This window comes from Streptomyces sp. SID14515, from assembly GCF_010548505.1.
GTDB lineage: Bacteria > Actinomycetota > Actinomycetes > Streptomycetales > Streptomycetaceae > Streptomyces > Streptomyces caviscabies.
Genome location: NZ_JAAGMH010000099.1, coordinates 1 through 19,120, shown reverse-complemented (window position 1 = coordinate 19,120; position 19,120 = coordinate 1). Strand labels below are relative to the sequence as shown.

Here is a 19,120-nt window from a genome sequence, read left to right as displayed (position 1 = left end):
GCTGGACACGCACATCACGACCGCACTTCTCGGGGTGCCGTTCCGTCCGGCCGGGCGGGAGCGGCGCCCCGGGCCCGTGCCGGGCACGGCTCAGCCCTCGACCGTGATGCGGAAGACCGGGTGGTCCGGGACGGCGGCCAGCAACTCGGCGTCCGTGGACTTCGCCGTGACCCCCTGGAAGTACTGGTTGACCTCCCAGCCCCACCGCTCCAGATAGGCGCGGACGATCCGCGCCTTCTGCGCGTCGTCGGGGATCTCCACGGCGGTGAAGCGGCTGACCTTGCGTCCCAGCCGCAGCTCTCCGCCGCCCGCGACGCGCATGTTGCGCACCCACTGCGAGTGACCGCGGGCCGAGACCAGGTACCGGTCGCCCTCGAAGGTGTGGGTGTTGACCGGGACGCGCTGCATCTGGCCGCTCTTGCGCCCGCGCACCGACAGCTCGGCGGAGCCCATCAGGCTGAGGCCGTGCCGGGCCATCCAGCCGACGATCTTGTTGAAACGGTTGGCGGAGGCGCTCGCCCGGAGGTAGTAGGGCTGCTGCGGCATGGTGGCTCCCGAGGTATGGGAGAGCAGTGCTCTCGCTTGAGATCAGTGTGCACGGACGGGTGCTCAAAAGCAAGAGCACTGCTCTCATTCTTGATCGCCGCTCCGTTCGCATGGCAGACTCATCGCATGAGCAGCATCCGAGGGGCCAGGGAACGCGCCCGTATCGAAGTGACCGCGGCGATCAAGGACGAGGCCAGGAGGCAGCTCGCCGAGGAGGGCGCGGCGAAGCTCTCGCTACGGGCCGTCGCCCGGGAGCTGGGCATGGTCTCCTCCGCGCTCTACCGCTACTTCCCGAGCCGGGACGACCTGCTCACCGCGCTGATCGTCGACGCGTACGACGCGATCGGCGAGGCCGCGGAGAGGGCGGCGGCGGAATCGGCGCAGACCGTCGCGCCCGCCGATCGCTGGGTCGCCGTGGCCTGTGCCGTACGGGAATGGGGGCTCGCCCACCCTCATGAGTACGCGCTGATCTACGGCTCGCCCGTCCCCGGCTACATCGCCCCGATGGACACGGTGGGGCCCGCCTCGCGGGTGGGCCTGGCCCTCATCGACATCATCCGCACCGCGTACCGGGCCGACGCCCTCACCCTGCCCTCCATCGACCCGGAGCTGCGCGCCGACGCGGAGCGGATGGCCGCCGATTTCGCCGAGGGCGTCCCGCCCGAGGCCGTGGCGGCCCTGGTCGGCGCCTGGGCCCAGCTGTTCGGCCTGATCTCCTTCGAGCTGTTCGGCCAGTTCAACCGGGTCGTCGAGGCGCGCGAGCCGCTGTTCCGGCAGGCCGCCGGTGAACTGGCCCGCACGGTGGGCCTGCGCGGCGTCACCACGGACTGACGGCGCGGCGGCGTACTCCCCGCGGAGTACGGGTGATCACCACGCACGGCGGACGCTTCCGGACCCGTCCGCCGTCTAGCGTGGCCGCCATGGACGAACAGCAGCCGCACCGGGGCGGCGGCCCCCCTTGCGGCCTCCCTGGAACCCGGCCGCCCGGACGGCCGGGCAGGCGGGGCGGACCGCCGCCGTGGCTGTCCGGCGCGCGCTCGCGGACCGCCGCCGGGCTGCCCTGGCCGTCCACGGCCGTGCTCCTGGTGTTCGTCATGGTCGGCACGGGCTTCGCCGAGCACGGGCAGGACCGCCGGCCCCTGGACCTGGTGGCCCGGCTGCTGCTGTTCGTCGCGGTCGGCGTGCTCCTCCTCCGCCACCGCCGCCCCGTGCTCGCCATGGTCACCACATGCGCGGTGACCCTGGTCTACCTCGCGGCGGGCTACCCGTACGGCCCGGTGTTCGTCGCCGTCGCCGTGGGCTGCTTCAGCGCGATCGTGGCCGGGCACCGGAAGGCCGCCTGGTGGTCGCTGGGCGGGCTGTGGGCCGGGCACGTGCTGGTCGCCCACTGGCTGTACCGCTGGCTGCCGCCGGACGGCGACCCGGCCGCGCCCTGGGCGCAGGAGGGCTTCATCACCGCATGGGTGGTGGCCGTCGTGGCCGCCGCCGAACTGCTGCGGGTGCGCCGCGAGCAGTGGGCTGCCGCCCGGGCGGAGCGCGAGGCGGCGGAGCGGCGGCGGGCCGACGAGGAGCGGCTGCGCATGGCCCGCGAACTCCACGACGTCCTGGCCCACTCCATCTCCGTCATCAATGTGCAGGCCGGCGTCGGGCTCGCGCTGCTCGACTCCGACCCGGAACAGGCCAGGACCGCCCTCACCACGATCAAGGCGGCCAGCAAGGAGGCGCTCGACGAGGTACGTCAGGTGCTCGCCAACCTCCGTACCCCCGGCGACGCCCCCACCGCCCCGGCCCCCGGCCTGGACCGGCTCCCCGAACTCGTCGAACAGGCGGCGGGCGCCGGGCTCACCGTCACCGTGGAGAGCGAGGGCGATCCGGCCGCCGTCCCGCCCGGCGCCGGTCTCGCCGCCTTCCGCATCGTCCAGGAGGCCCTCACCAACGTCGTCCGCCACTCCGGCTCCCGTACCGCGCTGGTGCACATCGCCCACGGCTCCGGGCGCGTCCGCCTCCGCGTCGACGACGCGGGACCGGCCACCGGCGACGACGCGGGCGGCAGCGGCAACGGACTCGTCGGGATGCGGGAGCGGGCCGCCGCCCTCGGTGGCACGATCGAGGCGGGCCCCCGCCCGGACGGCGGCTTCCGGGTCCTCGCGGAACTGCCGCTCACCGCCCCGGACCACGACCGCCGCCAGGACCCGCCGGAGCCCGCCGAGGAGACACCGTGATCCGTGTACTGCTTGCCGACGACCAGCTGCTGGTACGGGCCGGCTTCCGGGCGCTGCTGGACGCGCAGCCGGACATCGAGGTCGCCGGGGAGGCCGCCGACGGAGACGAGGCGGTCCGCCTGGTGCGCGAACTGCGCCCCGACATCGTGCTGATGGACATCCGTATGCCGCGCCTGGACGGACTGGCCGCCACCCGGCGGATCACCGGCGCCCCGGACCTGGACGAGGTGAAGGTGGTCATGCTCACCACCTTCGAGCTCGACGAGTACGTCTTCGAGGCCATCCGCAACGGAGCCTCGGGCTTCCTGGTCAAGGACACCGAGCCGGAGGAACTGCTGCGCGCGGTACGGGCGGTGGTCGGCGGCGACGCGCTGCTCTCGCCGGGCGTGACGCGCCGGCTGATCGCGGAGTTCGCGGCCCGCTCCAAGGAGCCGACGGCCGCCGCCTCGCTCGCCCGGCTCACCGAACGGGAGCGGGAGGTGATGGCGCTGGTCGGCATCGGCCTGTCGAACGAGGAGATCGCCCGCAGACTGGTCGTCAGCCCGCTCACCGCGAAGACCCACGTCAGCCGCACGATGGTCAAGCTGGGCGCCCGCGACCGGGCCCAACTCGTCGTCCTCGCCTACGAATCGGGGCTGGTGCGCCCCGGCTGGCTGGGCTGAGCGGGGCGGGCGAACCGGTGCTCCCGCGGTGCTCCGGCGTGGAGGAGGCGCCGGAACTCTTGAACGAGTTCGAAACTGAATATTGTGTGAAGATCTTTCCTGGTACTGTCACCCTCCCGCGCGGGGGTGAGCGGCCTTTCCATGAGTGCCCCCCTGTGTCGATCACCTCGGGGAGGGGCTTTCTTCATGATGCGTCCACAGGACAGACGGGTCACGCGCCGACGGCGCGTGCTCGGCCGTATCGCTGTCACCGTCACGCTCGCCGTGACCGCCGGAATCGGTGCGACCGGGGGAGCGGCCGTCGCCGATACCCGCGGCACGGCCGCCGATCCCGTCGTCATCAGCCCGGGCGCACGGTTCGTGCCCCGCGCCACCGTCGTCCTGAACGCCGGCGAGACCGGATTCCTCACCGCCCAGGAGGGCGACGACCGCCTCCGCTGGATCGACTACGCCACCGGCGAGGCGACCGTCCTCGACCACCGGCTGCCCGAGCAGCTCGCGTACGACGTGGACGCGTTCCGCTTCGACCGCTCGCTGCCGGACTTCGGGCACGGCTCCGACACCGTCGCCCTCTACTCGGACTCTCCGGCTCCGCATGTGGTGCTCCGGCAAAGGGGTGGCAGCGGACCGGCCACCACGGTCCCGATCCCGGTGGGCCAGACCTACCTCGCGACCTACGGCGACCGTGTCATCACCCGCACCGGGCCCGAGGACGCCGTCACGAGCCTGCACATCCTGAGCCCGGAGAACGGCGAGGTGCGGGATCAGAAGCTGGAAGGCCTGCCGGAGGGGTGGCGGCTCACCGTGGGTGAGGGCGACGCCCGGTCCGTCGCGGTCCGCGCCATCAAGTGGGAGGACAGCACCATGTCCCAGGGGTGGTGGGTCGTCGACCTCGCCACCGGCGGTGTGAAGGAGCTCTCCCCGAACGGCGACAGCGTCACCTTCGACCGCGACACGGTGTTCCACCTCGGCGCCCCGTCCGGCGACGCCGCCCAGGTGTACCGCCGTGACGACCTGGACGCGGAGCCGACCACGGTCGACCTGCGGGACGTGGCCTCGTACGACGACGTCGTACGGCGCTTCGGCGACGACTTCGTCACCGTGACCCCGCCCAACCCCGGCGACAACGAGTACCGGGGCAACCAGCTCGTCCTGCGCGGCGCCACCGGAAGCCGGAAGGTCCTGCTGGCCGTCGCCTCCACCTCGGTGCAGCGCACGCCCGACGGTTCGCTCCTGGTGGCCGGCGCGGAAAAGAGGACCGACCGCGGCGCACTCGACTGGGGCTACTACCGCTTCACCCGCGCCGCCGACGGCACCGTCACCCGCAAGCGCCTGGCGGACATAGCGGACCGGGAGGCCAAGCCGGCCGGTATCTCGCTGGGCAGCGGCATCCTCACCACGGCCGACGACTCGGAGTACTACAGCCCCGGCACCATCATCGGTGGCTACCGCAGCACCTGGCTGAAGACGTCCGGCCGCCCCGAGGAGCTGAACTCCACCGTCGACGGCCTCGTGTCCGGCCGGGACGACGACGGCTGCCACCCCACCTACGGCGTCCGCTGCGTGAGCATGTTCGCGAGCGGCGACGGGCATCACGGCCGCAAGGCCGCGACCGAGCAGGACGTCACCATGCTCTACCGGAACGGTGAGGAATCCTGGGGTCCGCAGGTGACCTCCGGACTCGGCAGCCCGGAACTCGTCGACCTCTCCGGCCGGTTCGGGGTGGTGAACCAGGCCTGGGGCGGTAAGCAGGCGGTTCTGAACTTCAAGGACGCCGACACCGGGAGCGTGCTCCTGAACCGGGAGCCGGTCGCGGCCGCCGTCTGGGGCGACACGCTGTGGAGCGCCCTCGGCGGATACGAGGATTCCGGCTCGGGCGTGCCGACCGGGGTGGCGGCGAAGAACCTGTCGACCGGCGCCGCCGGTGAGTCCTTCGACGCGGGGTGCGTCCCGAACGACCTGCAGGCCGTGGGTCGTTGGGTGTACTGGCGGTGCGGCGGCCCGGTGCACGACTTCAAGGGCGCGGGCGTCTACGACCTGCAGGCCAAGCGCTCGGTGAAGCTCGGAGCCGAGGAGACGCTGCTCGGCGACGGCTACCTGGTCCGCCGCTCGGACGCGTCCGGCCTCACCCTCGTCGACCTGCACGGCGGACTGCCGGCCGGCGGCAAGGAGAGCGACCTGCCCCGGCGGGTGGTCGCCACGGTCGCCGAGCTCGGCGACCGGACCGGACGGCGTTCCGGATGGACCGTCGACCGCTTCGGCGGCCATGTCGCCTACACGGGCACGGACCGCCAGGTGCGGATCGTCCCGTCCGGCGTCCCGGCCTCCCGGATCGCCGTCATCGACGCCGAGACGCCGGCCCTGGATATCGGGGCCGGGGTGTGGAAGCCGCGTTGGTGGCTGTCGAAGCCCGCGGGATCCTGGGGGCTGACGCTCAAGAACAAGGCGACCGGACAGACCGTACGGACGCTCTCCGGCGGAGAGGCGCGAGGACTGGTCGCGCCGTCGTGGGACGGCAAGGACGCGGCCGGACGGTACGTCGCGAACGGGGCCTACACCTGGACCCTGACGGCGAAGCCCGCCGACGGCGTTCAGACGGACCTGTCCGCATCCGGGACCGTGCAGGTGACCGGCGGAACCGCCGTGCGCCGCGACCATGTCGGCGACGACGGCCACCCGGACCTCTACGCCCGCGGCGCCAACGGCTCGCTGGCCGTCTATCAGGGCAACGCCTCCGGCACGGTGTCGGCGAAGGCCGACGGCGGTACGTGGCCCACCACCTCGACCGTCGTCCCCTTCGGCGACCTCGACGGCGACGGGGCGAACGACACCCTGGTCACCGACAAGGACGGCTTCCTGTACCGGTACTCCGCCGAGCGCGGCAAGGTCGTCACGCCGGAGACCCCGCACACGAAGATCGGCAGCGGCTGGAAGTCCTTCGACGCCCTGACCTACTCGGGCGACCTCACCGACGACGGCATCCCGGACCTGGTGGCCCGGCAGACCGCCACCGGTGACCTGTACCTGTACGCGGGCACCGCCGCCGGCGGCTTCACCGGTGCCGGCAAGATCGGCAATGGCTGGAAGTCGCTCACCATCGTCGGCGCCGGTGACCTCGACGGTGACCGGCACGCCGACCTCGTCGCCCGCACGACGGCCGGCGACCTCTACCGGTACAACGGCACCGGCAAGGGCGCCATCGGCGCAGGGGTGAAGATCGGCTCCGGCTGGGGCGGCATGGCCGACATCGTCGGCATCGGCGACCTCACGGGCGACGGCAAGGACGACATCCTCGGCCGCACGACGGCCGGCGACCTCTACCGGTACGCGGGCAACGGCACCGGCGGCGTCGGCGCGGGCGTCAAGATCGGCACCGGCTGGAAGAGTTTCGCGAGCGTGCGTTAGCGCATCGAGGTGTGGGGCCCGCCGGAGACAGGTCCGGCGGGCCCCACACCTTTCTCGTCGCCCCCGACGCCGGTCGGCCGCTGCGGCCCGGTGCCCCTCACCAGGTGACCGCGGAGCCGTCCGCCCAGAGCCGGGCCACCGAACGGTCGCCGCGCAGCGTGACGGCGGCCAGCGGCAGCCGGTTCCAGAGGGTGAGGTAGAGCCCCTCGGCCGTACCGCTCAGCTCGCAGTCGACGCCGTCCTCGGAGGCGTCGGGGCCCGCCGAACGTACGGCCTCCGGCGGGTCCTCGGAGATCCGTACCGTCCAGGTCGCCTCCGTGTCCACGGCGCGTACCCGCAGTGTGCGGGGCTTCCTGGAGCGGACCTTGCTCTTGGGCCGGGCGTGGAAGCCGGTGAGGAGTTCGTCGATGCCGTCGACCGCGCGGTCCGCGGGCACCGGGGTCAGCGGTCCGCCGAGCGCCGATTCCGCGTCCACGCGGTGCATGGCCGTCTCGTGCAGCTGGCGGCGGGACCAGAACGCCAGGGGCGAGGGGGCCGGGAGGAAGGTCCAGCAGTCCAGATCGGCGGGTGCTTCCTCCAGGGCCCGGACCAGATGGTGGTGGCCCTCGCGGAACCAGGCCAGGAGTTCGGCGCCGTCGAGGGCGGGTTCACCGCCGTCGGGCTGGTAGTCGGTGTGGCCCTCGGTGACGAACGCCGCCGCCCATCGGTGCACCATGCCGGTGTGCCGCAGGAGGTGGCGTATCTGCCAGCCGGGGCAGGTCGGGACCGATGCCCCCGGTCCGGCCCGCTCGGCGGCGGCCGCGAGCAGCCGTCCTTCCACGGACAACGACGCGATGTGCTCGGCGATCTGCATGGCGGTGATTGTGCCAGGGCGCCGCAGGCCGCCCCGCGGGTGTCAGATGCCCTGCGGGTGCGCGGATCCGGTCGAACCGACCCGGCGCACCAGGCGGACGAACCAGCCCAGGGCGAGCGACTGGAGGAGGACCGAGACCACCAGGGCGAGCACCAGGAACCACGCGGGCCCGCCCGCGTCGGCGCCCGCCAGGGAGCTGCCGAAGAAGAACAGGAAGACGGTCGGGGCCGCGAGGAAGAACAGCCAGACACCGGCGAACGAGGCGTCCTCATGGGTGACGAACAGGGTGTCCACGGCGACGAAGAGCGTCGCCGCGAGCACCAGCCCGAGGTAGATCAGGGAAGCGGGGTTGCGGAAGGTCAGCCGAACCAGGGCGTTCAGGTGCGGGTGGTCGGTCGGACGCTTCATGGTCGGGTCCCTTGCTCGGCGGAAGGTCTTCGGGCTTCCATCGTGCGCCGGGGGAGCGGCACCCGCCTGAGTACGGCTACTCAATCGACCGGGTGTGCGGGCGATCAGGTGTGCGCATCCGAGGTGGCGTTGCGGGCCCCGTACCCCAGGGCGGCCGCCGCGGCAGCCAGCAGGGCGACCGTCGTCAGGGCCAGCGGCAGCGAGAACCAGTCGGCGAGGAAGCCGATCGCGGGCGGGCCGAGCAGCATTCCGCCGTAGCCGAGCGTCGAGGCGGCGGCGACCCCGCTCGGTCCCGCGAGTTCGCCGGCCCGGCCCACGGCGACGGGGAAGATGTTGGCGAGGCCGAGTCCGGTGACCGCGAACCCGGCCAGCGCCAGCCAGGTGGTCGGCGCCAGCGAGCCCAGCAGCATCCCGGCCGCCGCGGTCGCCCCGCAGAGGACGAGGGTGCGGGTCTGCCCGAGCCGTTCCAGGAGCATCGTCCCGCTCAGCCGGCCCACCGTCATGGTCAGGGCGAACAACGCGTATCCGGCGGCGGCGAGTCCGGGGTGCGCGCCCAGGTCCTGTTCCAGGTGCAGCGCGCCCCAGTCGGCCAGGGCCCCTTCCCCGTACGCCGTGCACAGGGCGATCACGCCGAAGAGCGCGACGATCTTGCGGGCCCGGGGCGACAGCCGCTGCTTCGGCCCGTGCGGATCGGCGGCCTCCGGGGCGGCGGGGGCCGGACGGTGGCGCATCAGGGAGGTACCGGCGAAGGCGGTGACGAGCAGGCCGATCCCGGCCAGCAGGAAGAGATGGGTGGAGGCGGAGAGGCCTCCCGCGACCAGTCCGCCGAGCCCGGCGCCGACCATGCCGCCCAGGCTGAACGCCGCGTGGAAGCTCGGCATCACGGGCCTGCGCAGGGTGGCGACCAGATCGACGGCGGCGCTGTTCATCGCCACGTTCATCCCGCCGTACGCCGCGCCGAACACCAGCAGCACCAGGCCGAGCGCGAGCGCCGAGTGGGTCTGGGCGGGCAGGGCGATGCTCAGGGGGAGCAGGACGCCGCAGGCCACGGTCACGGCGTGGCTGCCGTAACGACGGCAGAGCCGGCCGGTGAGCATCATGGTGATCACCGCACCGGCGGAGACGCCGAGCAGGGCGAGGCCGAGGGTGGAGGCGGAGGCTCCGGTCTGCTGCTTGATGGCCGGGATACGGACCACCCAGCCGGCGAAGAGGAACCCGTCGAGGGCGAAGAACACGGTCAGCGCGGTACGGAGGCGGGCCGACGAGGGTGGGGCGGTGTCTCCGCCAGGTCCCCCCGGTAGGGCCGTCCGCAGTTTGTTTAGTTGCGGCACAAACTCAGCATAGGGGCGCTCCGGCGGCGGGCGCAACACCGCCGCGCACGGGGAGTTCCAGGGGTACGGCGGTGGCCCGGGCGGGATGCCCGGACCGGCCCCGGGCGTCCGGGGCGCCTCCGGATCATGGGAGACTCGCCCCCATGAACGGCAAGGCGACCACCACCCGGACGAAGTTGGAGAGGGGCCGCAGTGCGCTCGGGCCCGCGCTGGAACTGGTCCACACCGGGCGCGCTCCCACCCGGGCCGTGCTCACCTCCGAACTCGGCGTCACCCGCGCCACCGCCGGGGCGGTCGCCGCGGAACTGGAGGCGCTCGGGCTGATCCGGGTCGACTCCAGCCCCGGGTCGGCGGCCGGGTCCCAGGGCCGCCCCTCGCACCGGCTGTCCGTCCTGGAGACCGGCCCGGTCGTCCTCGCCGCCCAGGTGCACGCCGACGGCTTCCGGGCCGCGCTGGTCGGGCTCGGCGGCCGGATCGTCGCCACATCGCCGGGCTGCGTCGCGGTGATGGCCGACCCGGCACAGGTGCTCGGCGAGGTGGTGGAGGCGGGGGCGGAGCTGCTCCGCTCCAGCGGGCTGCGCTGTGTCGGAGCCGGGCTCGCGGTGCCGTCGGCGGTCGCCGAACCGGAGGGAACCGCCCTCAATCCGCTGCACATCGCCTGGCCCGCGGGCTCCCCGGTCCGGGACATCTTCGCCGCCTGCGTCCGCGAAGCGGGCATCACCGGGCCCGCGTTCACCGGCAACGACGTCAACCTCACCGCGCTGGCCGAGCACCGGCACGGCGCGGGGCGCGGCGCCCAGCACCTCCTGTGCGTGGCCACCGGCCACCGGGGCGTCGGCGGGGCCCTGGTGCTCGACGGCCGCCTGCACAGCGGGAGTTCGGGCCTCGCGCTGGAGGTCGGCCATCTCACGGTGAACGCCGAGGGGCGGCCCTGCCACTGCGGCGGCCGCGGCTGCCTCGACGTGGAGACCGACCCGCTGGCCTTCCTCACCACCGCCCGCCGCGAACCGGGCCCCGAGGAGTCCCTCCTCAAGCAGGCCGGAAACCTGCTCCGCGCGGAGTACGACGACCCCGCCGTACGCCACGCCGCCGAGGCGCTGATCGACCGCCTGGGCCTGGGGCTCGCGGGGCTGGTCAACATCCTCAACCCCGACCGGATCATCCTCGGCGGGCTCCACCGCGACCTGCTGGAGGCGGACCCGGAGCGGCTGCGCGCCGTCGTCGCCGACCGGAGCCTGTGGGGGCGCAGCGGCAGTGTGCCGATCCTGCCGTGCACCCTGGCGCACAACAGCCTGGTGGGCGCCGCCGAACTGGCCTGGCAGCCGGTCCTCGACGACCCGCTTGCCGCGCTGGCCTGAAGCGCGCCCGGGCCTGAGGCCTGCGTGGCCAAAGCCCGCCCGCCCCGCCCCGCCTTGGCCCGGCCCGAGGCCTGCTCAAGCCCGAAGCCCGGCCCGTACCGTCGCCTACGCGCCGTTCACCACTGCCGACCCCGCCGCAGCCGACCCGCCTCCGGCGACGACAGGTGCAGCACCTCGTAGGCCTCGCCCGCAGCCCCGGGCTCCGGCCGCTCCCACAGGGTGAAGTGCACCAGCTCCCAGAGGCGCGGATCCACCGCCAGCGCGGTGGCGACCACTCCGGGCAGAGCGGCGATCCGACGGGTCTCCTCCAGGGCCGCTCCGACCGCGTCGGCGGGCCGTACGCCGGCGGGCACCGGCCGCCGCAGCCGGACGGCCGCGCGGGGGAGCGCGCCGGAGGACGGCCCCTCCTCGTGGGCCAGGCCCGTCCAGTGCTGCACCTCGGGGCGGCCGAAGTCGTCGACCAGGCCCTGGAATCCCGCGCCCCACAGGAAGGCGTTCATCCCCTCGGGGGCGTTCCACAGGTAGAACGGCGCGTACTGGTTCACCGGCGACCCCGCCTCGCGCTCCCGGATCAGATAGGCCTTGAGGCCGAGCCCGGGGAAGTCGTCGAGGAGATGGCCCTTGGTCGCGACCCGGTTCCGGATGATCCCCATGTCGTAGTCGGCGGGCAACGTGATCTCGTACTGCATGGCGTGCACGCGGGACTCCTCAGCTCTGGCGGGTGCGGGCGGCGAGCAGCGACAGCAGGCCCTCCACCGCACGGTCGAAGGCGGTGGACGAGCCCGAGGCTCGGGCCAGCACATAGCCGCCCTGCACCGTGGCGACCACGGCCGCCGCGACCGGCCCGGGATCGGTCCCCGGGGTGAACTCGCCCGCGTCCACGCCCTCCTGGACGATCGCGGTGATCCGGCCGCGCAGCCAGTCGAACGTGGCGTCCACCGGTGCGCGCAACTCGTCGTCGGCGATGACGTCCGGGTCCATCGTCAGCCGCCCCACCGGGCAGCCGCGCAGCACCTCGCGCTCGCGCAGCAGATACGCCGCGATCCGCTCGTACGCGCTGCCGGGGCCGTCCAGCAGCCGTTCCGCGGTCCCGCGCATCTCTTCGGCGGTGCGGGCGATGGCGGCGAGTGCCAGCTCCGGCTTCCCGGTGAAGTGGTGGTACATGCTGCCCTGGCCCGCGCCCGCCCGCTGCTGGATGGCCTTGGGGCTGGTGCCCACATAGCCGCGCTCCCACAGGAGCTCCTGGGTGGCCTCGATCAGTCGGTCCGGGGTGCTCATACGAGGAGTGTACATACTAGTAGGTACAGAAGGGGAGGGGCTGTGCCGCCTCCGGCTGCTCCCGCCGGAGTACGTACACGGCCGCCGGGTGTACGACGCCCCGGAGCACCTCCTGCGGGCAGGCTCGAAAGCGACCGGAAGGCACCACGCCATCCGCGAACGAGGGAGCTGACCGAGATGAACACCCTGGCGCACTCCGGCGGGCCCGGCCCCTGGGTCCTGCTCTTCCCGCTCGTCTGGGCGGCGGTCGTCATCGGGATCGTCACCCTGCTGCGCCGCACCGTGTGGCGTGGGCGCCGAGGCCCGTGGGCGGCCGGCCGTGGCCCGCGGGGCGGCCCCGGCGAGTCCTCGCCGATCGCCCTGCTCGGCCGCCGCTTCGCCGCGGGCGAGATCGACGAGGAGGAGTACTGGCGCCGACTGTCCGTGCTGGACGAGCAGTTCGGCCGGACCGCGGGCGGCGGACCGGCGTGACCCCGGCCGGAGCGCGGGGCGGCGGAGCGGTGCGAAACCGCTCCGCCGCCCGCACGTTCCGACCGGGCCGCGCTCGGTCCTGCCCGTTCCGGCCTGGTCCTGCCCTGCCCGTTCCGGCCCGGTCCTGCCCGCCCGTCAGCCGACGGCGGCCGACCGGGCGGGCACGGCCGCGATGTCGTCGGGCGTGATGGTCACGGTCCCGAACGGCCCGTCGGTCGTCGACCCGTACACCGCGAGCGGTGGCAGGGTCGAGGCGCCGGAGGCCGCGGGCAGGGTGAACCAGACGGCCTTCCCGGCCGAGCCGATCGGCCGCACGCCCCAGCTTTCGCTGACGGCGGCGATCAGGGCCAGACCCCGGCCCGACGTGGCGAACGAGTCCGCCTCGTTCACCGTGGGCAGCCGCGGGTCGTGGTCGTGGACGGAGACCGTCAGACGGTCGAGCAGCAGCTCGATGTCGACGGTGCATGACTTGTCCGGCTGTGCGTGCCGGTGAACGTTGGTGAGAAGCTCGGTGACGCCCAGGGCCGCCTGGTCGATCAGAGGATCGAGATGCCAGTAGCGCAGTTGCGCCGAGATGATTCTGCGGACCTGACCGATCCGCGACGGCAGGGCCTGGAGCTCCACCGTGCAGTGCCTGCTTGGCTCGCTGATCACGGCTGCGACTCCCCGAAATAGGTCCGGAAGAAGAGAAGAGACGCGAACGGGCCCGGCGGACGACTGACTGCCGAATCCGCTCTGCTCTTGTCGTGTCTGCTCGTGTCGCGCGACCCGGCTCCGTGGAGCGGATCGCTCTGTCACCGAGGGTGCACCTTCAGTGACATGGATCCAGCGTGGCTCAGGGGATACGGCTCCGCAACTCGCGGCGGAGCCCGGCCGGCCGGGAACCGGTCGGCCGGGTCCGTACCGCTCGGTCAGTCCCGGCGGCCGCGCGCACTGCGCAGCGTCTCCAGAAAACGCCGCAGCGGGGCGGCTCCGTCGCGTCTGCGGCTGCGCTGCCCCATCGTCAACCGGTAGCGCACCCCGTTCACCCGGGCGATGACGGAATCCGCCGCGATGAACCACCACTTGCGGGCGCTGACCGTGCCCACCGGGGCGCTGTCGATCTCCCGGCCGTTGCTCGTGAGCAGGGACAGTCGGCCGTCCTTGACGACCACCTGACCAGCCCTGGTCAGCGATCTGGTGAAGCGTTCGATCCTGACCCCCGACGCACTGAACTCGACGTCCGCCATCGCGGATTCGCCCCCCTTCGTCACCACTCCTGCTGTGCAGTGTGCCCCGGTACGGGCCGGATCGCCAGAGGGCCCGGAACCCTGGTGCACGGCCGCCCGCACCGCCTGCCACAACCGCCCCGCGGGCGCCGGTCAAAGGCAGCGCTATGGACCATCAAAGTGACCGTTTGTGCAGGTGGGGTGCATATCGTGGAGGCAGGAACACCGGATCGACGGCATCGATCGACGGCATCGATCGACGACAACAGGAGCAGGCCCATGGACACCAGTGAGCACACACGCGGGCACAGGGCCACGGCGACCGTGGACGTCGACCGCAGCGACCCGGAGTACCGCGCTTGGCTGAAGGAGGCCGTCCGCAAGGTCCAGGCCGACGCGAACCGCTCCGCCGACACCCATCTGCTGCGCTTCCCGCTCCCCGAGGCATGGGGCATCGACCTCTATCTCAAGGACGAGTCGACGCACCCCACCGGCAGCCTCAAGCACCGCCTCGCCCGCTCGCTCTTCCTCTACGGGCTCTGCAACGGCTGGATCAGGCCCGGCAAGCCGGTCATCGAGGCCTCCAGCGGTTCGACCGCCGTGTCCGAGGCGTACTTCGCCAAGCTGATCGGCGTCCCGTTCATCGCCGTGATGCCGCGCACCACCAGCCCGGAGAAGTGCCGCCTCATCGAATTCCACGGCGGCCGGTGCCACTTCGTCGACGACTCGCGCACCATGTACGAACAGTCCGCCGCCCTCGCCGCCGAGACCGGCGGACACTACATGGACCAGTTCACCTACGCGGAGCGCGCCACCGACTGGCGCGGCAATAACAACATCGCGGAGTCGATCTACCAGCAGCTGCGCCTGGAGCGTTACCCGGAACCCGCCTGGATCGTCGCCACCGCCGGGACCGGCGGCACCTCGGCGACTATCGCCCGCTACGTCCACTACCTCCAGCACGACACCCGCATCTGTGTGCCCGACCCGGAGAACTCCTGTTTCTTCGACGGCTGGACCAACCACGACCCGCACGCCACCAGCGACCGCGGCTCACGCATCGAGGGCATCGGCCGCCCGCGCATGGAACCCAGCTTCGTGCCCGGCGCCATCGACCGCATGATGAAGGTGCCCGACGCCGCCAGCGTCGCCGCCGTCCGCGCCCTGGAGCGCGCCATCGGACGTAAGGCGGGCGGGTCCACCGGCACCGGGCTGTGGAGCGCGTTCAAGCTGATCGCCGAGATGGTGGAGCGGGGCGAGCAGGGCAGCGTCGTCACGCTGCTGTGCGACCCGGGCGACCGCTACCTGGACAAGTACTACTCCGACGCCTGGCTGGAGGAGCAGAGCCTGGACATCTCCCCGTACGCCGCCGCCATCGACGAATTCCTCGCCACCGGCGCCTGGCCCTGCTGAGCACCGTCCTCCGGAGCCGTCAGGGGGTTCGCGCCGCCAGCCGCGCGTCCAGGCGGCGCACGGCGTCCCGGAAGGACCGGCCCACCCCCGCCCGCGCCAGGCTCAGCACCAGGCGGAACGGCCCCGTCCCGTCGGCGGCGAAGGTCCACTGCACCCGGGTGCCGGATCCCTCCGGGGTGAGCCGCCACTCCTCCAACAGGGCCCGCAGGCCGGGTGCGTTGGACTCGTCGGCCCGGTAGGCGTAGCAGGTGTCCGGTTCGGCGGCCATGATCGTCTCGCGGAACCGGACCCCGCCCCGCAGCCGCACCTCACGGCCCGCGCCCGCGTCGGTGGGCGTGGCCCGGGTGACGGCGGTGAACCAGGACGGCCAGGACGCGACATCCTCGGCGAGCGCGCGGTACACCACGTCGACCGGCGCGGACACCTCGGCGGCGAACACCAGACGTATCGGCGCGGAGTCGGCGAACTCCCGTCCCACGGTACGGAGTCGGCGTGCCATCCCGTGCACCTCCCGGCGCTCTGCGACATGTGGAGCCGGGCACACCCCACGGCGTGTCCGGCGGACCAGGGCGGGGCACACCCTAGCGGCCGGACCGTCAGTTGTCTGTACCACTGTCGGCCACCGGTCCGCGCCGCTTCTCCTCGGCCGCGGCCGCCTCGGCGATGTTGCGCGCCATCCCGCCGAACACCACCGAGTGGAAGGGCCACACGCTCCACCAGTACGCGTGGCCGGGCAGCCCGCGCGGATGGAACAGGGCGCGCTGCCCGTACACCGTGCGGCCCCGCTCGTCGCGGCGCACCGACAGCTCCAGCCAGGCCAGGCCCGGCAGCCGCATCTCGGCCCGCAGCCGCAGCAGCTCGCCCGGCACGATCTCCTCCACCCGCCAGAAGTCCAGCGAGTCGCCCACCCGCAGCCGCTGGGCGTCCCGCCGGCCGCGCCGCAGCCCCACCCCGCCGACGAGCCGGTCCAGCCAGCCGCGTACCGCCCAGGCCGGCGGGAAGGAGTACCAGCCGTTCTCCCCGCCGATGCCCTCGATCACCCGCCACAGCGCCTGCGGCCCGACCGGCACGGCCAGCTCCCGCTCGTCGCGGTAGAGGCTGCCGCCCGCCCAGTCCGGGTCGGTGGGCAGCGGGTCGCTCGGCGCGCCGGGCACCGAGGCGTTGGACCAGCGGGTGTCGACCCGCGCCTCCTGGATCCGCTTCAAGGCCAGGCGCAGCGCCCGGTCGAAGCCGATGGCCCCGTCCGGCGGATCGGGGACGTACTCCTTGATGTCGTGCTCCCGGCAGACCACCTCGTGGCGCAGCGACTCCGTGAGCGGCCGGGCGATGGAGCTGGGCACCGGTGTGACCAGACCGACCCAGCGGCTGGAGAGCGTCGGGGTGAGCACCGGCACGGGCAGGATCAGCCGCCGCCGCAGCCCCGCCACCCGGGCGTAGCGCTGCATCATGTCCCGGTACGTCATCACGTCCGGGCCCCCGATGTCGAAGGCCCGGTTCACCTCCTCGGGCAGCGCCGCGCAGCCCACCAGATACCGGACCACGTCCCGTACGGCCACCGGCTGGATCCGGGTCCGCACCCAGCTCGGGGTGATCATCAGCGGCAGCCGCTCGGTGAGATACCGCAGCATCTCGAACGAGGCGGACCCCGAACCGATGACGATCGCCGCGCGCAGCACTGCCGTCGGCACCCCGGAGTCCAGCAGGATGTGCCCCACCTCTGCCCGCGAACGCAGATGCGGCGACAGATTCTGCTCCGGCACCCCGGCCGGGGTCAGCCCGCCCAGATACACGATCCGGCGCACCCCGGCCGCCCGCGCCTGTTCGCCGAAGGTCCGGGCCGCCTTACGGTCGGTCTCCTCGAAATCCGAGCCTGAACCGAGCGCGTGCACCAGGTAGTACGCCACATCGACGCCCCGCATCGCCTCCGCCAGGGACGCGGCGTCGGTGACATCGCCGCGCACCACCTCCACCCGGTCCGCCCAGGGGTAGTCGCGCAGCTTCTGCGGCGTTCTGGCCAGCGCGCGCACCCGGTGCCCGGAGCCGAGCAGGGCGGGCACCAGCCGGCCGCCGATGTAGCCGGTGGCCCCGGTCACCAGACAGCGCGGAGGCGAGCCGTCCGGGTGGTCCGGAGCATCGGGAAGCTTCAGCTCGCCGGAGCCGTCGTCAGAACCGTCGTCAAGATCCGTCACCTGTCCGAGTCTGGCACCGGACGGCCCGCACGACCGGTCGGGGCCTCCGTACGGCGGCATCGACGCCATCGGTACGGTGACGGCCCCCGGCCCTCGCGCCGGCTCAGCGCACCGCCGCGAGCGTCCCTCCCTCGCGCAGCGACGCCGTCAGCTCCACAGCGGCGTCACGCGGCGCCCGCACCGCGAACGTCGGACCGCCCGCCGCGCCCCGCACCGCCCCACTCGCCTCGATCCGGGTCACCGCCCGGCTCCCGGCGGCCAGGACGTACCACCGGCCGGAGGCCGCCTTCCAGTGGGTGCCCGCCAGGACGTGCTGCCCGAACCTGCTGCACAGGGCCGTGTCGTCGCGGTCGGCGACCACCGCGGCCGGTTCCGTCGGCGAGGCGGCCGGCCCGAGGAACTGGACCAGGACCCGGCCGGGGCCCCGCCAGGTGTCGGCCCGGGTACACAGCCAGCCGGCCGACGCCCCGCCCTCGGGCAGCTTCTGCTCGGCGAAGGCCCAGTTGTTGACCGCCCGTACGCCGGAGCCGGAGAGCGCCCGCAGCGAACACGCCGTGCGCGCCCAGGCGAGCAGCGCGTCCGTGCCCGTCGCCTCGCGCGGCTGCCGGGCCGGCGCGCCCCGGCCGGGCTTCGGGGTGTACGTCAGATGCGCGGGGGCCAGGTCGCCCAGATCCGTCAGCAGGAACGCGTGGTTCTCCACGATCCGCTCGGAGGACCGCAACTGGAGCACCGGCCAGGAGTCGCACGCGCCGCCCGCGGCGGGCCGGTCCACCGCGGCGGTGATCCCGTCCGGGCCCACCTCCAGCGGCCGTCCGGGCGTGTCCGGCGCGAGCAGGTCCCGGGTGGTGGACCCGTCGATCCAGGGCGCGAGCAGGAACCGGGCGCTGTCGCCCGTACGGCTGACGACGACGGCCGCACCCGTCGTCACGTCCGCGTCATCCGTCCGCGCGAAGTCGAGGGCGGCCCCGCCGGACCCGGACAACGGCTCCGCGTACCGCACCACCCGGACCCCGCCGTCGTGGAACAGCACCACCGCCGCCCCGTCCACCTCACCGGCGAACAGCAGCCGGGGCGGCTGCGCGGGCGGCACCGCGACCGTGCCCGGCGTGGTGGACACCCGCACCGACTCCGGCGGCCCCGCCCAGGCCCGCAGCGCCCGGCCCAGCAGTTCGCCGTCACCCGTGCGCCCGCCCCGGGCGGGCCAGGCGGTGAAGTCGACACGCGAGGTGTCCGCCCACCGCTCCGCCGCCGTCCGCAACAGCCCGGCCGGATCGAGCACCGGGGCGAACACCCCGGCCGGGGCCCGGTCCTCGCCCCCGCCCCGCGCCCCCTCCTCGACGGCCACCGCCAGACCGCCCGCCACCACGCACAGCGCCGCGGCGACCGCCACCGCCCGCACCCGGTGCCTGCGCCGCAGCAGATCGCTCGGCCGGGTCTGCACCGTGCACGGGTCGAACTCGCCCGACCCGAGCATCGCCCGCGCCCCGGCCCGGTCCGGCTTCCCCAGCCGGGCCGCCCGGCGCAGCGCACCCGCCGGATCCACCACCTCCGCCTCGGCCAGCAGCGCCCGTACCGCACGCTCGTCGAGACCCTCCAGCAACTCCAGGGCGAACGCCGCCCGGACCGGCCCGGGCACCGTGGACAGCGCCCGGTCCAGGGCCAGTTCGTCGACGCCGCCCGCCCGGGGGAAGAGCCGCAGCCCCCACACCACCGGCACCGTCGGGCGCAGCGCGGCCGGGGCCGGCAGCCGCCCGGGCCACCAGCGGGGCCGCCGCT

18 protein-coding genes are annotated in these 19,120 nt (G+C 73.6%); 7 read left to right on the top strand and 11 right to left on the bottom strand.

What is annotated here, in order from left to right; all coding sequences use genetic code 11:
* Window positions 1-90: 90 nt before the first annotated feature.
* Complete coding sequence (locus tag G3I54_RS22325; RefSeq protein WP_164616649.1) at window positions 91-546, bottom strand: nitroreductase family deazaflavin-dependent oxidoreductase; 456 nt, start codon at window positions 544-546, stop codon at window positions 91-93.
* 126 nt (window positions 547-672) lie between these two features.
* On the opposite strand from G3I54_RS22325, the gene G3I54_RS22320 reads away from it, so the two are divergent.
* The 4 genes from G3I54_RS22320 (at window position 673) to G3I54_RS22305 (ending at window position 6,835) form a co-directional block, all read left to right on the top strand.
* The gene (locus G3I54_RS22320) at window positions 673-1,377 is read left to right on the top strand and encodes a TetR/AcrR family transcriptional regulator (protein ID WP_164616648.1); all 705 of its coding nucleotides are present in this window, start codon (window positions 673-675) and stop codon (window positions 1,375-1,377) included.
* Between the two features lie 89 nt (window positions 1,378-1,466).
* Window positions 1,467-2,768, top strand: coding sequence for a sensor histidine kinase (locus tag G3I54_RS22315; RefSeq protein ID WP_203686970.1), 1,302 nt, complete (start codon window positions 1,467-1,469; stop codon window positions 2,766-2,768).
* A complete protein-coding gene (locus tag G3I54_RS22310) occupies window positions 2,765-3,430 on the top strand; it encodes a response regulator transcription factor (protein ID WP_164616646.1) in 666 nt (221 codons plus the stop codon). Before G3I54_RS22315 ends, G3I54_RS22310 begins: the two co-directional genes overlap by 4 nt.
* Window positions 3,431-3,616: 186 nt before the next feature.
* Window positions 3,617-6,835 (top strand): FG-GAP-like repeat-containing protein, encoded by a 3,219-nt coding sequence (locus tag G3I54_RS22305; RefSeq protein WP_164616645.1) that lies wholly within the window; start codon window positions 3,617-3,619, stop codon window positions 6,833-6,835.
* A gap of 97 nt (window positions 6,836-6,932) precedes the next feature.
* Here the strand turns inward: G3I54_RS22305 and G3I54_RS22300 are convergent, their stop codons facing one another.
* The 3 genes from G3I54_RS22300 to G3I54_RS22290 all read right to left on the bottom strand — a co-directional run bounded on the left by G3I54_RS22300 (window position 6,933) and on the right by G3I54_RS22290 (window position 9,331).
* Window positions 6,933-7,688, bottom strand: a complete 756-nt coding sequence (locus tag G3I54_RS22300; protein ID WP_164616644.1) for a maleylpyruvate isomerase family mycothiol-dependent enzyme — start codon at window positions 7,686-7,688, stop codon at window positions 6,933-6,935.
* Window positions 7,689-7,730: 42 nt separating this feature from the next.
* On the bottom strand, window positions 7,731-8,096 hold the full coding sequence (locus G3I54_RS22295) for a hypothetical protein (RefSeq protein WP_164616643.1): 366 nt from the start codon (window positions 8,094-8,096) through the stop codon (window positions 7,731-7,733).
* Between the two features lie 104 nt (window positions 8,097-8,200).
* Window positions 8,201-9,331 carry an MFS transporter gene (locus G3I54_RS22290; protein WP_164616642.1) on the bottom strand — a complete coding sequence of 377 codons (1,131 nt, stop codon included), beginning with the start codon at window positions 9,329-9,331 and terminating at the stop codon, window positions 8,201-8,203.
* A gap of 239 nt (window positions 9,332-9,570) precedes the next feature.
* Here G3I54_RS22290 and G3I54_RS22285 point away from each other — a divergent pair, with 239 nt between their 5' ends.
* A complete protein-coding gene (locus tag G3I54_RS22285; protein ID WP_164616641.1) occupies window positions 9,571-10,785 on the top strand; it encodes an ROK family protein in 1,215 nt (404 codons plus the stop codon).
* Between the two features lie 116 nt (window positions 10,786-10,901).
* Here G3I54_RS22285 and G3I54_RS22280 read toward each other — a convergent pair whose 3' ends face one another.
* Together G3I54_RS22280 and G3I54_RS22275 are read right to left on the bottom strand one after the other, a co-directional pair.
* On the bottom strand, window positions 10,902-11,483 hold the full coding sequence (locus G3I54_RS22280) for a DUF4865 family protein (protein WP_164616640.1): 582 nt from the start codon (window positions 11,481-11,483) through the stop codon (window positions 10,902-10,904).
* 10 nt (window positions 11,484-11,493) lie between these two features.
* Complete coding sequence (locus G3I54_RS22275; RefSeq protein ID WP_164616639.1) at window positions 11,494-12,078, bottom strand: TetR/AcrR family transcriptional regulator; 585 nt, start codon at window positions 12,076-12,078, stop codon at window positions 11,494-11,496.
* Between the two features lie 162 nt (window positions 12,079-12,240).
* On the opposite strand from G3I54_RS22275, the gene G3I54_RS22270 reads away from it, so the two are divergent.
* A complete protein-coding gene (locus G3I54_RS22270) occupies window positions 12,241-12,534 on the top strand; it encodes an SHOCT domain-containing protein (protein ID WP_164616638.1) in 294 nt (97 codons plus the stop codon).
* A gap of 135 nt (window positions 12,535-12,669) precedes the next feature.
* Here the strand turns inward: G3I54_RS22270 and G3I54_RS22265 are convergent, their stop codons facing one another.
* Together G3I54_RS22265 and G3I54_RS22260 are read right to left on the bottom strand one after the other, a co-directional pair.
* On the bottom strand, window positions 12,670-13,188 hold the full coding sequence (locus G3I54_RS22265) for an ATP-binding protein (protein WP_343240392.1): 519 nt from the start codon (window positions 13,186-13,188) through the stop codon (window positions 12,670-12,672).
* 257 nt (window positions 13,189-13,445) lie between these two features.
* Window positions 13,446-13,763, bottom strand: a complete 318-nt coding sequence (locus G3I54_RS22260) for a hypothetical protein (RefSeq protein WP_007459530.1) — start codon at window positions 13,761-13,763, stop codon at window positions 13,446-13,448.
* A 258-nt stretch (window positions 13,764-14,021) separates the two neighbouring features.
* On the opposite strand from G3I54_RS22260, the gene G3I54_RS22255 reads away from it, so the two are divergent.
* Window positions 14,022-15,155, top strand: a complete 1,134-nt coding sequence (locus tag G3I54_RS22255; protein ID WP_164616637.1) for a PLP-dependent cysteine synthase family protein — start codon at window positions 14,022-14,024, stop codon at window positions 15,153-15,155.
* A 19-nt stretch (window positions 15,156-15,174) separates the two neighbouring features.
* Here G3I54_RS22255 and G3I54_RS22250 read toward each other — a convergent pair whose 3' ends face one another.
* The 3 genes from G3I54_RS22250 to G3I54_RS22240 form a co-directional block, all read right to left on the bottom strand.
* Entirely contained in the window at window positions 15,175-15,654 is a 480-nt protein-coding gene (locus G3I54_RS22250; protein WP_164616636.1) for an SRPBCC family protein, read from the bottom strand.
* Between the two features lie 97 nt (window positions 15,655-15,751).
* On the bottom strand, window positions 15,752-17,344 hold the full coding sequence (locus G3I54_RS22245; RefSeq protein ID WP_343240391.1) for an SDR family oxidoreductase: 1,593 nt from the start codon (window positions 17,342-17,344) through the stop codon (window positions 15,752-15,754).
* Between the two features lie 103 nt (window positions 17,345-17,447).
* Window positions 17,448-19,120, bottom strand: a 1,673-nt coding sequence (locus tag G3I54_RS22240; RefSeq protein ID WP_239144502.1) for a hypothetical protein, incomplete at its 5' end; no start/stop codon positions are given.

Bases quoted from the DNA above. Each gene is read 5' to 3' on its own strand.
- G3I54_RS22250 (WP_164616636.1), bottom strand. From the start codon at position 15,654: ATGGCACGCCGACTCCGTACCGTGGGACGGGAGTTCGCCGACTCCGCG.
- G3I54_RS22300 (WP_164616644.1), bottom strand. From the start codon at position 7,688: ATGCAGATCGCCGAGCACATCGCGTCGTTGTCCGTGGAAGGACGGCTG.
- G3I54_RS22275 (WP_164616639.1), bottom strand. From the start codon at position 12,078: ATGTACACTCCTCGTATGAGCACCCCGGACCGACTGATCGAGGCCACC.
- G3I54_RS22305 (WP_164616645.1), top strand. From the start codon at position 3,617: ATGATGCGTCCACAGGACAGACGGGTCACGCGCCGACGGCGCGTGCTC.
- G3I54_RS22255 (WP_164616637.1), top strand. From the start codon at position 14,022: ATGGACACCAGTGAGCACACACGCGGGCACAGGGCCACGGCGACCGTG.
- G3I54_RS22325 (WP_164616649.1), bottom strand. From the start codon at position 546: ATGCCGCAGCAGCCCTACTACCTCCGGGCGAGCGCCTCCGCCAACCGT.
- G3I54_RS22320 (WP_164616648.1), top strand. From the start codon at position 673: ATGAGCAGCATCCGAGGGGCCAGGGAACGCGCCCGTATCGAAGTGACC.
- G3I54_RS22285 (WP_164616641.1), top strand. From the start codon at position 9,571: ATGAACGGCAAGGCGACCACCACCCGGACGAAGTTGGAGAGGGGCCGC.
- G3I54_RS22270 (WP_164616638.1), top strand. From the start codon at position 12,241: ATGAACACCCTGGCGCACTCCGGCGGGCCCGGCCCCTGGGTCCTGCTC.
- G3I54_RS22295 (WP_164616643.1), bottom strand. From the start codon at position 8,096: ATGAAGCGTCCGACCGACCACCCGCACCTGAACGCCCTGGTTCGGCTG.
- G3I54_RS22315 (WP_203686970.1), top strand. From the start codon at position 1,467: ATGGACGAACAGCAGCCGCACCGGGGCGGCGGCCCCCCTTGCGGCCTC.
- G3I54_RS22260 (WP_007459530.1), bottom strand. From the start codon at position 13,763: ATGGCGGACGTCGAGTTCAGTGCGTCGGGGGTCAGGATCGAACGCTTC.